Annotated in this window: 10 protein-coding genes; 2 read left to right on the forward strand and 8 right to left on the reverse strand. The window is 62.5% G+C overall.

The annotated features are described in order from the left end of the window. Window positions 1–288: 288 nt before the first annotated feature. Window positions 289–1,773, forward strand: coding sequence for a murein L,D-transpeptidase family protein (locus IVA95_RS22205; protein ID WP_247512421.1), 1,485 nt, complete (start codon window positions 289–291; stop codon window positions 1,771–1,773). 60 nt (window positions 1,774–1,833) lie between these two features. On the opposite strand, the gene IVA95_RS22210 is transcribed toward IVA95_RS22205, so the two are convergent. The 7 genes from IVA95_RS22210 to IVA95_RS22240 form a co-directional block, all read right to left on the reverse strand. Further along, window positions 1,834–2,535: an ABC transporter ATP-binding protein gene (locus tag IVA95_RS22210; protein ID WP_247512422.1), complete on the reverse strand. Its 702-nt coding sequence runs from the start codon at window positions 2,533–2,535 to the stop codon at window positions 1,834–1,836. Beyond that, a complete protein-coding gene (locus IVA95_RS22215) occupies window positions 2,528–3,262 on the reverse strand; it encodes an ATP-binding cassette domain-containing protein (protein WP_247512423.1) in 735 nt (244 codons plus the stop codon). The genes IVA95_RS22210 and IVA95_RS22215 overlap by 8 nt, the downstream gene beginning before the upstream one ends. Next, entirely contained in the window at window positions 3,249–4,286 is a 1,038-nt protein-coding gene (locus IVA95_RS22220; RefSeq protein ID WP_247512424.1) for a branched-chain amino acid ABC transporter permease, read from the reverse strand. Before IVA95_RS22220 ends, IVA95_RS22215 begins: the two co-directional genes overlap by 14 nt. A 64-nt stretch (window positions 4,287–4,350) precedes the next feature. Further along, on the reverse strand, window positions 4,351–5,571 hold the full coding sequence (locus IVA95_RS22225; protein WP_247512425.1) for a substrate-binding protein: 1,221 nt from the start codon (window positions 5,569–5,571) through the stop codon (window positions 4,351–4,353). A gap of 4 nt (window positions 5,572–5,575) precedes the next feature. Then, window positions 5,576–6,433, reverse strand: a complete 858-nt coding sequence (locus IVA95_RS22230) for a branched-chain amino acid ABC transporter permease (RefSeq protein ID WP_247512426.1) — start codon at window positions 6,431–6,433, stop codon at window positions 5,576–5,578. Window positions 6,434–6,468: 35 nt separating this feature from the next. Continuing rightward, window positions 6,469–7,983: an amidase gene (locus IVA95_RS22235; RefSeq protein ID WP_247512427.1), complete on the reverse strand. Its 1,515-nt coding sequence runs from the start codon at window positions 7,981–7,983 to the stop codon at window positions 6,469–6,471. Window positions 7,984–8,138: 155 nt separating this feature from the next. Then, window positions 8,139–9,323, reverse strand: a complete 1,185-nt coding sequence (locus IVA95_RS22240; protein WP_247512428.1) for a substrate-binding domain-containing protein — start codon at window positions 9,321–9,323, stop codon at window positions 8,139–8,141. A gap of 179 nt (window positions 9,324–9,502) precedes the next feature. Here IVA95_RS22240 and IVA95_RS22245 point away from each other — a divergent pair, with 179 nt between their 5' ends. Next, on the forward strand, window positions 9,503–9,946 hold the full coding sequence (locus IVA95_RS22245; protein WP_028347666.1) for a MarR family transcriptional regulator: 444 nt from the start codon (window positions 9,503–9,505) through the stop codon (window positions 9,944–9,946). 181 nt (window positions 9,947–10,127) lie between these two features. Here IVA95_RS22245 and secA read toward each other — a convergent pair whose 3' ends face one another. Then, a complete protein-coding gene (secA, locus tag IVA95_RS22250; protein ID WP_247512429.1) occupies window positions 10,128–12,965 on the reverse strand; it encodes a preprotein translocase subunit SecA in 2,838 nt (945 codons plus the stop codon). Window positions 12,966–13,193: the final 228 nt, after the last annotated feature.

Here is a 13,193-nt window from a genome sequence, read left to right on the forward strand (position 1 = left end):
CCGCGTCCATATCTCATCTCGCTTGATGCGGTCGCCCGCGCCTGCCCGCCCCAATTGTTAATGACCTCTAAACGGCCATTATTTTCGCCAGCGCGCATGATTCGGCCGCAATTAGGCCTAGAGCCCGGTCTTTAGTTTCTGTTGACCATGCCTGCCGCGGCAGCCGCTGGACGGTCCCGTTCGGGTTGCGGCGCAGGGGGGCAATGGGTAATATTTTAGACAATGGCTTCAGGGCATGTCGCTGTGATTTGGGGTGCGAGAATGCCCGGTGGGTGTGGAGCTTAGCCTTTGATTAACCGCTCGCTGGTTCGCGCGCTCGTCACGTCGGCTGTCCTCGTGGGCGCAGGCGTGCTGATGGCCGGCTGCAACAGCGACCAAATCTCGCTCGCCAACAACGCCAAGGCCAACCAGCCGGTCCCGCCAAAGCTGATCGCCGATATGACGGCGAAGGACATGGACCTGCAGTCCCCGATCCTGGTCCGGCTGTTCAAGCAGGAAGCCGAACTGGAGATCTGGAAGCAGGACCGCTCCGGCCGTTTCGCGCTCTTGAAGACCTATCCGATCTGCCGCTGGTCAGGCGACCTCGGACCGAAGATCAAGGAAGGCGACCGCCAGGCGCCCGAAGGCTTCTATTCGATCTCGCCGGCGCAGATGAATCCACAGTCGGCCTATTATCTCTCCTTCAACACCGGCTACCCCAACGCGTTCGACAAGGCGCTCGGCCGCACCGGCTCGCAACTGATGGTGCACGGCGACTGCTCCTCGCGCGGCTGCTACGCGATGACCGACGAGCAGATCGCGGAGATCTACTCACTGGGCCGCGAATCCTTCTTCGGCGGCCAGAAGTCGTTCCAGTTGCAGGCCTATCCGTTCCGGATGACGCCGGCTAACATGGCCAAACACCGCAACAACCCGCACATGCCGTTCTGGAAAATGATCAAGGAAGGCAATGATCATTTCGAAGTGACGCGGCAGGAGCCGAAGGTCGATTTCTGCGAAAAGAAGTATGTGTTCGATGCGGCCAAGCCGCCGAACGCGACCAAGGACCCGGTGTTCGACGCCTCCGCCAAATGCCCAGCCTATGTGATCCCAGATGAAATCGCCGACGCTGTGCGGGAGAAGCAGGCGACCGACCTCGCCGAAACCGCCAGACTGATCGCGAAAGGCACTCCCGTCGCCCGAATCAACACCGGCATCGACGGCGGCATGCACAGGGTGTTCGCCGCCCGTGTGCCCGAAGGCAGCACTGGTCTTTCGGAACCCGGCGACGGCTCAAGCCTGTCGCTGATGGCGCGTGCGCCAGGCACCGTTCCCTCCCACGTCAATCCGCCGAAAGCTCCGTCCGAAAACCTGCTAATGGGTCCGCCCGAGCAGCCGAAACTGGTCGCAGCACCGGCTGCTGCATCTGCTCCCGCCCCTGCCGCAGCTTCGACGCGAGTCGCCAATGCGGCGCCGACGGCGCAAGATGACGGGTTCTTCTCCGGCCTCGCCCGCAAGGTCGGCCTTGGTGGCGCAGCTGAGGCCACCGCCAGCACCCCGCCATCTAAACCGAAGGCAGCCGAGACCAAGCAGCCGCCGCGGCCGGAAGCCGCTGCGCCGAAGACGACGACGGCAGCGAAACCCGAGGCCAAACACGCCGCCGCCAGCCGCCCGCCGCTGAAGCCGTCGGTGTCGGATAGCCCGGCACCTGCCGCCAAGGACAATCAAGTCGCAGGCTCCGCACCGATCATCTCCACGAACTCGTTCGACAGCCGCTTCGGGGCGGTGAAGTAAGGCGCGGCAACACCTTCATAGCCGGATCAGCCATCGACGCCGGCGCTCCTTCGGCGAACGCTACGGTGCGAGATAGCGCAATAGTTCCGGATCGCTCCGCACCTCGCCGGCAGCGCCTTGCAGCGCCACCTTGCCGCGATCGAGCACATAGGCATAATCGGCGACGCGCAGCGCGAGATCGAGATGCTGCTCGACGATGACGACCGCGATCTGCTTGGCCAACTCGATGAGCCGCTCGGTAATCTCCTCGATCACACCGACCCACACGCCTTCGGTCGGCTCGTCCAGCAGCAGCAATTTGGGATCGCCAAGCATCGCGCGTCCGATCGCCAGCATCTTGCGCTCGCCGCCCGACAGCGTGCCGGCCGGCTGTTCGAGCCGCTGCCCGAGCTTCGGGAAGATGGCCAGGACCCGATCGACCGCCGTCGGATCAACGTTGAACAGCGAGCCGACTGCGAGATTGTCGCGCACCGAGAGCCGAGCGAACACCGAATGCTCCTGCGGCACGTAGCCGATGCCCGAGCGGACCCGCTCCTCGGTCCGGCGCCGGGTGATGTCACGGCCGTCGAAAAACAATTCGCCCTTCGAGCTCGCAAGCTCGCCGACGATCGTCTTCATCAGTGTGGTCTTGCCGGCTCCGTTGCGGCCGAGCACCGCGACGCCGCCGCGCCAGGGAATGCCGATGTTGACATCGAACAGGACCTGGCTGCGGCCATAGCCGGCTTCGAGATGCCGGATGTCGAGAAATGTCTGTTCAGGCACGGCGCAGATAAATCTCCTGGACGCTCTTGTTGGCCTGGATCTCGGCGACCGTTCCGGACGCGAGCACACGACCCTGGTCGATCACGGTCAGGCGGTCGCAGATATCGCGGATGAAATCCAGATCGTGTTCGACGATCACAAGCGAACAATGCTGCTTGATAGGCTGCAGGAGTTCGCCGGTGACGCGGCGTTCTTCCAGGCTCATGCCGCCGGTCGGCTCGTCCAGCAGCAGCAGCCGCGGCCTGGCTGCGAGCGCCATAGCGATTTCCAGCCATTGCTGCTGCCCGTGCGACAGCGCCGCGGCAGCGTCATGCGCGCGATCGGCGAGGCGGAACTGGCTCAGCATCATCATTACCTGCTCGTGCAGCGCGCCGCGCGTGCGCGAGAACACCAGATCGAACAGCGATGATTGCGCCTGCAGCGCCAGCAGGATGTTGTCGTACAGCGTCAGTGTCGGCAGCACGCTGGTGATCTGGAATTTCAGGCTCATGCCGGCGCGGGCTCGCTCGGTCGGCGACAACAGGGTGATATCGCGGTTGACGAAGCTGACCTTGCCTTGGGTCGGCATCTCGGCGCCTGCGACGCACTTCATCAGCGTGCTTTTTCCCGAGCCGTTCGGCCCGATCAGGCCGTGAAACTCGTTTTCGCCTATCGTCAGCGCTGCACCATCGAGCGCGGTGAGCTTGCCAAACACCTTGACGATACCGGTCGCCTCAAGGAGCGGCATTGCGCTTCTCCTTCGGCCCGGCCCCAAAACTGCCGACGCGCTCGCGTTCGCCGAGCACGAAGCTGATCAGCCCGAGCGGGCGGAACAGGATCACCAGCAGCAGCAACACGCCGAGAAGGATCGGCCAGATGTCGCGATAATTGTCCGACAGCCAGAAGCTGACGCCCTCGATGATCACGGCCCCGATAACCGCGCCGATCAATGTGCCCGATCCGCCGAATAAAACGTAAAGCACGACCTGCGTGGAGATTACCACGCCGACCATATTGGGCCAGACGAAGCCCTCGTGAAACGCGTAGAGACTACCTGCAAGGCCTGCGATGGTGCCGCCGACGGCAAAAACAATCGCCTTCAGGTGTTGCGCCTTGTATCCGAAGAAGGCGATGCGCTGCTCGTTCTCGCGAAGCCCCGCCAGTGCCAGGCCGAACTGCGAGCGCACCAAGAAGCGGCACAGCAGATAGACGACGACCAGAGTGCCGAGCGCGAAATAGTAATAGACCGGTCCCTCGGTAATGTCGTAGCTGCCGAGCGACATCGATGGAATCGAAGGAATGCCGTTCTGTCCGCCGAGATAGTACCAGCCGCGCGCCAGGCGGTCGGCGGCGTAGGATCCGGTCAGGGTACCGAGTGCAACGAAGATCACGCTGGAGGGATGCCGGCCGAGCAGCAGAAAGCCACCGAGCAGCAGCGAGGTGGTAAGCCCGATCAGCGTTCCCGCCGGCAGCACCAGAAAGATCGAGGTGATGTTGAGGTCGCGCGCCATCAGCGCAACGCCATAACCGGCCGACCCGAAGAACAGGGCCTGACCGAAGCTCATGATGCCGGCATATCCCCACACCAGATCGAACGAGAGCGCGAACAGGGCGAGGATAATGACACGGGTGGCGAACACCGTGAGATAGTCCTGCAGAACCAGCGGCAGGATCAGCGCTGCGATCAGCACCGCCCCTTCCACGATCGGGAGCACCTTTCGTCCTGCCGCTTGTCGCGCCGGCAATGCTCGATCCAATCCACTGTCAGCCATCGAAACGTCGGGCCCCCGACTCACTGTTGCGCGAAGGGCCTGCTTTGCTGCACCCATGGATCACTCAGCATTCCTTGGGATCGACGAGGCCGTCGCTGCGGCCCACGATCTCATAGTTCCCGCCTTTGGCAACAGCGGTATACATCTTCATCTTGCAGTGCCGCTTGCCCGGCACCATCTCGGCCGGTCCGCCCGGACCTTCCGCGATCTTGGCGTGATCGAGCGCCGCGGCCACCGCATCGCGGTCGATCTTGCCGGCTTCCTTGACCGCCGCTTCCCAAAGCTTCAGCCCGCGATAGGTGCCGGTCGCCGCGCTGCCGGCGGCGAACAGGAAGTTGCCGGGGAAATCCTTCTCGTAGGCCGCCTGGATCTTGGCGCTGACCGGATCGTCCTTGGTCAGCGCCTTGAAGTAGTCGAGACAGCTTGCAAGGCCCTCGATCTCGCTGGCCTGATTGATGTTGAGCGTATTCTCGTCATAGTACACGCAGGCCAGCCGTCCCCCATTCTTCAGGAAGCCGGCCTCGTAGAGCTGCTTGAAGAACGGACCGACACCGGGAGGGATTACGGTGTTAAAGACGACATCGACCTTGTTGGAGATGATGCGGTTGACGGTGGCTGAGAAGTCGACCTGGTCGAGCGGGTAGTACTCCTCGAATACGACCTCGCCACCGCTGGATTCAATCACTTTGCGCGCATAGACGTTGAGCGTGTGCGGCCAGACATAGTTCGCGCTTGGCAGCGCAAACTTCTTGCCGCCGTTCTTGATCAGCCAGGGGATGAACTCGTCACATTGCTGCGCCGGAGTCGGGCCGGTGCAGAAGAGATTGGCCGTGCATTCCTTGCCTTCGTAGAGCTGCGGATAGATGTACAGCGTCTTGCCACGCGCCACGATCGGATCCTTGATCGCGTTGCGCATCGAACTGGTGATGCCGCCGAGCACCATGTCGACCTTGTCGCGCTGGATCAGCTTGCGAACGTTGCCGACGGCGACCGATTCGTTGGAGGCGGTATCCTCGATATAGAGCTCGAGCGGCCGGCCGAGCAGGCCGCCGGCAGCGTTGATCTGCTTGATGACCATCTTGGCGACATTGGCGTCGGCATTGCCGGCATACGCGATCGGGCCGGTCAGGTCGGTTGCGATGCCGACCTTGATCGGGCCTTCGGCGGCATTGGCCCAGTCGGGCCTGACCACCCAGCTGCCGACCCCGGCCGCAATCGCGCCGGTCGTGAAAGCAAAGCCGCTGAGGAAACGACGGCGCGTCAAATCAAGGCGATCGGCAAACATGCGACTAAACCCCTTTTCCAGCGATAAGGCCTTGCGGCCGGAATTTGATGAAGACGATGGCGAGTACGAAGACGAGAACGTCGGCAACCACGGGCGCCATGACCCAGGGCAGCGCCGCGCTGAGCGTTCCGATCAAGCCGGCTCCGGCGACCGGGCCGATAAACGATCCGACGCCGCCGACCATGACCGCAACAAAGCCCTGAATCAGGAAGCGGATGCCGAGGTCGGCGAACAGGCTGAACACGGGCACGATCAACGCGCCGGCAAGCCCCGCCAGCGCGGCGCCGAAGGCAAACGTGGCGCCGTAGATCAGGGGCGTCGAGATTCCCGACACCCGCGCCAGCGCCGGATTTTCCAGCGTCGCGCGCACGCGAAGGCCGAAGCTGGTCCGCGACAGCAACAGATAGCAGCCGCCCATCACCAGCAGCGTGATGACGATAATCGTGAAGCGCCACGCCGAAATGTGCATCGTGCCGATATCGATCGAGCCGCCGATCGGCTCCGGCACGGTCAGATAGAAACCGCCGATCAGGCCGCGCACGCTCTCGCGAATGATCAGGCCCAGCGCATAGGTGCCAAGCATCGCCACGATGGGCGCGGCGTAGAAGCGCCGGATGATAAGCGCTTCCAGCACGAAGCCGAGGCCGCCAACGATGAATGGCGCAGCCGCCATGCCCGCCCAGATCGGAATCCCGCGGCTATGCGCCAGATAGGTAACGTAAGCGCCGAGCAGGACGAACTCGCCCTGCGCGAAGTTGAAAATCCCCATCATGCTGGCAATGATCCCGAGCCCCAGCACGACCAGAACGATGATCGCGCCGAAACTCAGGATCTCGAATGCCGTGATGAATGCGCTAGCCATGTCCTATGTCCAGCCGGCCTGCAACGATGAACCTCTCACATCTTCTTCCAGTCGCCGATCTGCTCGAAGGCGTGCGCGGCGCGATAGATCGTCGATTCCTCGAACATCCGGCCGACCAGCATCAGCCCGACGGGCAGGCCGTCGACCATGCCGCAGGGCAGTGACATTGCAGGATGATGCGTGATGTCGAACGGCGCGGTGTTGGCAATCATCTCGAGCGCCCGCGCCACATAATCCTCGCGGCTCGCATTGGCCGGCGGCAACGGCGTCGCCTTCATCGGCGTCGTCGGCAGCAGCAGGAGATCGTAATCCTTGAACGCCTTGTCATAGGCGGCGGTCAACCGCCGTGAGATGTTGAGCGCCTTGCCGTAGTAGCGCGGCCCGAAATTGTTGTTGATGTAAGTGCCCAGCAGCAGGAACAGCTTCGTGGTCTCCGAGAGCGAGTCGGCCTGCCGCCGCCAGCCGCGATGGAAGTCCATCAGCGAGGTCGAATAGAGGTCGGCACGGCTAAGTCCGTAGCCGTCGCCATACATCATGGTCTGCGTCATGCCTTCCGTGCCGATCGGCGTCCAGATCGCGGGCCCGGTCAGATGCATCGGAATCGAGACCTGCTCGACAATGGCGCCGAGGTCGCGGAAACGCTTTGCCGCCTCTCGCACGCTCTCATTGACCGCCAGCTCGGCCGTCGGCTGTTCGAAGCCTTCCTTCAGGATGCCGATCTTCATCCCTTTGATGCCGCCGCCGAACGCCTTGGTGTACTCCTCGACCTTCGGGGCCTTGATACGCGGATCGTAGCCGTCGTCTCCGGCGATCACCTCCAGCAGCAGCGCGTTGTCCGCCACCGTCGCCGTCATTGGCCCGGTGTGGTCGACGAAGATTTCGATTGGCATGATCCCGGTGTATGGCACCAGCCCCCAAGTCGGCTTCATGCCGTAGATGCCGCAGAACGAGGACGGCATGCGGATCGACCCGCCCTGGTCACCGCCGATCGCCATGTCGACCTCACCGAGTGCGACGACGACGCCGCTGCCCGACGACGAACCGCCGGCCGAATAGCCCATCTTGTGCGGATTGTGCACAGGCCCGACCGCGCCGGTGTGGCTGCCGCCGGACATGCAGAATGATTCGCAGTGAACCTTGCCGGCGATCTCGGCGCCTGCATCGAGCATGCGGGTGACGATGGTGGCGTCGAAATCGGGCACGTAGCCTTCCAGCGTCGCCGATCCGTTCATCATCGGCACGCCCGCCAGCATGATGTTGTCCTTCAGAGCCACCGTCTTGCCCTTGAGCTTGCCGGAAGCGGCGCCCTTCACGGTCGACTTGCGGTACCAGGCGTTGCGCGGGTTTTCCTCCGGCTGCGGCCGGTAGCCGGGCGTGCGCGGATATTTTACCGGCGGCACCTCGTCCGGCATTGCTGCCACGAGATTGTAGGCGTCGATCGAGCCCTGCATCAGGCCGCGGAAAGAGGCCACGTCCTCTTCCGTCAGTGACAGGCCGCATTGTTCGGCGACGGCGCGAAGTTGCGCTGGTGTTGGAAGGACGACTGACACGACGCTCTCCTGAAGCTTATTGATCCCTGGGCGTGCAGCCGGCTGCCCGCTTATCGCGTGCGAACCGTGGCTTTTGCGCGGGTATTTAAAACGGAAATATTTTCCTTTTCAAGCATTATTTCGGATTTCGACTGAAGAAGATTGTTCCGTCGTTACTAGATCGCCTTGATTACCTTGAAGTCGAGGCCATCGGCCTCGGCGAGATACATCTGCATCCGAACACGACCATCGCGGACGATCACCGGTCCGCGCGCGCCGCTATAAACGACATTGCGCCCCGCCGCGAACAAGGGTCCCATCGCCAGCGTGCCGGCCTGGTTGGCCGCGGCTTCAAGAAAGCGCAACCCTTCATAGTTGGATTGACCGAGCGAGCCGATCGGCGGGGCATTTGGACCGAACATCGCGCGATAGCCGCCCATGAATTCGTCATTGGCGCGCGAGCCGACACAGGGGAAGTAGCCGGACGCGCAGAACAGGTTCTCGCTGTTGTCGGCACCGATGCCGAGCAACACGGTTTCGTCCATCGCTCCGGCGAACCGCAGCATGGTGGGGGCGAGCCCGGATTCGCCGAAGGAGCGATTGAAGGTGATACTGTCGGTTCCGATCAGGGAGATCAGCACAACGTCGGGCCGCGCGGCGCGGATGCGCGCCAGATGCGGCTCGTGATTGTCCTCGCCGAGCGGGACGAACTCCTCGCCGACAACGTGGCCGCCGGCTTCCTTGATGTACCGCTTCACCGCGCGATGCGACTGCCAGGGCCAGACATAGTCGCTGCCTATCAGATACCAGCGCGCGGCCTTCTTGACTTCGCTGAGCCAATGGATCGACGGCCGGATCTGCCAGCGCGGCGTCTCGCCGATCGCCATCACGCCCGGCGTCTGTTCGCCGCCTTCGTAAACGGGGGTGTAGACATAGGGCACGCGGCCACGTGTAATCTTGCGCAGAGCCACGCGGACCGCGCTGGTGTGCAAGCCAACGATGAGATCGACTTCGTCGAACCCGATTGCCTGCTCGGCGCGATGCAGGACGTCGTCGAGCGGCCCGCCTGCATCGTAGATCGAAAGCTCGATCTCGCGTCCAAGGATACCGCCGCGCTTGTTGATCTCCGCGACCGCAAGCTGCGCACTGCTCGTGGCGGATGGGCCCCAAACCCCGGGAGAGCCGGTGCAGCATATGAAGCCCCCGATCCGAAGCCTGTTCCCGGCGCCGCGCCGCCTGAAGAAGGCATGATCGTCCGGCGACAAGGCGCGATCATCCGCCGCCGCCGACAGGTTTCGAAACAGCAACTGCGGCGGAAACGTAGGGCCGCCGGAAGCCGGGAAGTTTACCGTCGAACGCACGCCAACTCCTGTCTGGCACCAGACCAAAACACATCCAGCGGGCGGCCGCGGCATCCGCCCTCTAAGTTGGAGAAATATCTTATTTGAAAATATTGAATATTCAACAATTGAAGTGCATATAGAAACGGCACTCGTTGCCGGACATTCACTCACATTCGGATCAAGACGAAGTCTCAGCCGTGGCCAAACCGCCGAAAGACAATTCCCCCATCACCGAACACCTCGCCTATTTGCTCGCGCAAGCCAACCGGGAGATCAACCGGCAGCTGGAAATGCGCTTGAGCAAGGAAGGCGTGCCTGTCGAGCAATGGCGCATCCTTAAAGTTCTGTCCGATGGCAACGGCCATTCCATGGGCGAGCTTGCGGACGCGGTGCTGCTCAACCATCCCACGCTGACCAAGATGGTCGACCGCATGGTGTCAGACGCGCTGGTCTACCGCGTTCAGGACCCCAAGGACCGCCGCAAGGTCCTGATGTTCGTGTCCGACCGCGGCAAGGCGCTGAGCAAGCGGCTGAACTCGCTGGCGGTGAGCCAGGAAGAGCACATCGTCGAGAGCTATGGCGACAAATCGACCAACGAGCTCAAGCGTCTGCTCGAGAGCCTGATCGACAGCTCGAACTAGAGGACGATCCGAGCCTTCGCAGCGGTCAGCTAAATTCGCGTAGGCATTCCATCGTCATGGCCCGCGAAGGCCAGGCGTCCGGTACTCCGAGACAATTTGCATGTACGGAAGCCGCGCTGCGTACTGCATCATCCGCTTTCGCGGATGATGCAGTCAGCGCTCAATCACGCGCACGTTGCGCTCAGGCGTACTTGCCGTGGCAGTGCTTGTACTTCCTGCCGCTTCCGCAGGGACAATCCTCGTTGCGGCCGACCTTGCCCCAGCTTGCAGGGTTTTTCGGATCGCGATCGGCGGCCGGAGCCTGGGGCACCAGCGAGGCGTTGGCAAAGGCCATCTCGTCTTCGCCGGTATTGGGATCGAACTTGTGCGCTTCCATCGCCGGCAGCACCGGCTGCTGCTCTTCCGGCGGCACGATCTCGACGCGCATCAATTGCGCCGTCACCGCCTCGCGCAGATGCGCGGTCATTGCCTCATACAGGCCGAAAGCTTCCGACTTGTATTCCTGCAAGGGATCGCGCTGGCCATAGCCGCGCAGGCCGATCACCTGGCGCAGATGATCGAGCATGATCAGGTGCTCGCGCCAGAGGTGATCGAGCGTCTGCAAGAGGATGGTCTTCTCGACGTAGCGCATCACGTCGGGACCCCATTGCGCGACCTTGGCCGCCATATGCTCGTCGACGCGCTGCTCGATCCGCGTCAGCAATTCCTCGTCGGCAATGCCTTCCTCCTTGGCCCATTCATCGACCGGCAGATCGATGTCGAGCACGCGCTTCAATTCTTCTCTCAGGCCGGCGACATCCCACTGCTCGGCATAGGCATGCTCGGGCACGTGCTTGGCGACGATATCGTCGATGAAGTCGTGACGCATATCCGTGACCATTTCGGCCACGCTGTCGCTCCTCATCAGCTCGACGCGCTGGTCGAAGATCACCTTGCGCTGGTCGTTCTGGACGTTGTCGAACTTGAGCAGGTTCTTGCGGATATCGAAGTTGCGCGCCTCGACCTTCTGCTGCGCCTTCTCCAGCGCCTTGTTGATCCACGGATGGATGATGGCCTCGCCTTCCTTAAGGCCAAGCCGCTGCAGCATGGTGTCGAGCCGGTCGGAGCCGAAGATCCGCATCAGATCGTCTTCCAGCGACAGGAAGAATTTCGAGCGCCCGGGATCGCCCTGGCGGCCGGAGCGGCCGCGGAGCTGGTTGTCGATGCGTCGGGATTCATGGCGCTCCGAGCCTATGATGTAGAGCCCGCCGGGCTTGGTCACGGTCTTGGCCGCCTTTGAGCCCTTGGCAGGCTCGAGCTCCACCACTTCCTCAGCCTTCAGCACGATCTCGCGGAAGCGCTCGATGTCGGCCTTGATCTGTTCGATCTTCTTGGCCTTCTCGGCCTCGTCGGTGATGTCGGCGGTCTCCTGAAGGATCCGCATCTCGAGCGAGCCGCCGAGCTTGATATCGGTACCGCGGCCGGCCATGTTGGTCGCGATCGTGATCGCGCCGGGCACGCCGGCCTCGGCGACGATATAGGCTTCCTGCTCGTGGAAGCGCGCGTTCAGCACCGCGAACAGCTTCGCCGGCTTGCCGGCGCGCGCCGCGGCATAGAGCTTCTCCAGCGCGGCATCGTTGCCGAAATCGATCTGCTTGTAGCCGTGCTTCTTCAGATAGTCGGCCAGCACTTCCGACTTTTCGATCGAGGCGGTGCCGACCAGCACCGGCTGCAGCCGCGCATTGGCGCGCTCGATTTCGGCCAGGATGGCGGCGTATTTCTCGGTCTGGGTGCGGTAGACCTCGTCGTCCTCGTCGAGACGCGCCACCGGCAGATTGGTCGGGATTTCCACGACCTCGAGCTTGTAGATGTCGAACAATTCGTCGGCTTCGGTCGCGGCCGTACCGGTCATGCCCGCGAGCTTTTCGTACATCCGGAAATAGTTCTGGAAGGTGATCGAGGCCAGCGTCTGGTTTTCCGGCTGGACCTGAACGTGCTCTTTGGCTTCCAGCGCCTGGTGCAAGCCTTCCGAATAGCGCCGTCCCGGCATCATGCGGCCGGTGAACTCGTCGATGATGATGACTTCGCCGTCGCGGACGATGTAGTCCTTGTCGCGGGTAAATAGCGAATGCGCCCGCAGCGCCTGGTTGATGTGGTGCACGACCGAGACGTTCTCGACGTCGTAGAGCGACTCGCCCTTGAGCTGGCCGGCGTCGCGCAGCAGCGTCTCGATCTTCTCCATGCCGGCTTCGGTCAGCGTCACCGTGCGCTGCTTCTCGTCGACGTCGTAATCGGTCTTGTCGAGCTGGGGGAAGAAGGTGTCGATGGTGTTGTAGAAATCCGAGCGGTCGTCGAGCGGGCCGGAGATGATCAGCGGCGTGCGCGCCTCGTCGATCAGGATCGAGTCGACTTCGTCGACGATGGCGTAGAAATGGCCGCGCTGGACCATGTCCTCCAGCCGGTACTTCATATTGTCGCGCAGATAATCGAAACCGTATTCGTTGTTAGTGCCGTAGGTGATGTCGCGCGAATAGGCTTCCTTGCGCTCAGCATCGTCGAGACCATGGACAATGACGCCGACAGTGAGCCCGAGGAAATTGTAGATCTGGCCCATCCATGCGCTATCGCGGCGGGCGAGATAGTCGTTGACGGTGACGACATGGACGCCCCGGCCGGCCAGCGCGTTGAGATAGACCGCGAGCGTCGCCACCAGCGTCTTGCCTTCGCCGGTCTTCATCTCGGCGATGTCGCCCTCATGCAGCACGATGCCGCCGATCAACTGGACGTCGAAATGCCGCTGGCCGAGGGTGCGCTTGGCGGCCTCGCGGACGGTCGCGAAGGCTGGAACCAGAATGTCGTCGAGCGTCTTGCCGTCGGCGAGCTGCTGGCGGAACTCGGCGGTGCGGGCTTTCAGCGCCTCATCGGAGAGTTTCGCGAGCTCGGGCTCAAGCGCGTTGATGGCATTGACGCGGGATTGATATCCCTTCACCCGCCGGTCGTTGGCGGAGCCGAAAAACTTGCGGGCGAGCGCGCCGATCATGCCAATTCCTGCCTTTGCCGTTACTTGCGTTGCAAGCCGTGATGGACCACCAAATTGCCTATCAACTCACCGTGACGCACGGCGGCAAATACCCCGTTCCGGGGCGTCATCCGCCTAATGAGTGGGAATTAAGCAATCCAAGGTTCAACGGCAAAAAACGCAGCAAAATAAGCGCTATCGCCGCTGAACGATCCGGCACAGATATGGCCGGGTTCGGGCCTTGTCAAC

The sequence above is a fragment of the Bradyrhizobium sp. 157 genome, assembly GCF_023073815.1.
Taxonomy (GTDB): domain Bacteria; phylum Pseudomonadota; class Alphaproteobacteria; order Rhizobiales; family Xanthobacteraceae; genus Bradyrhizobium.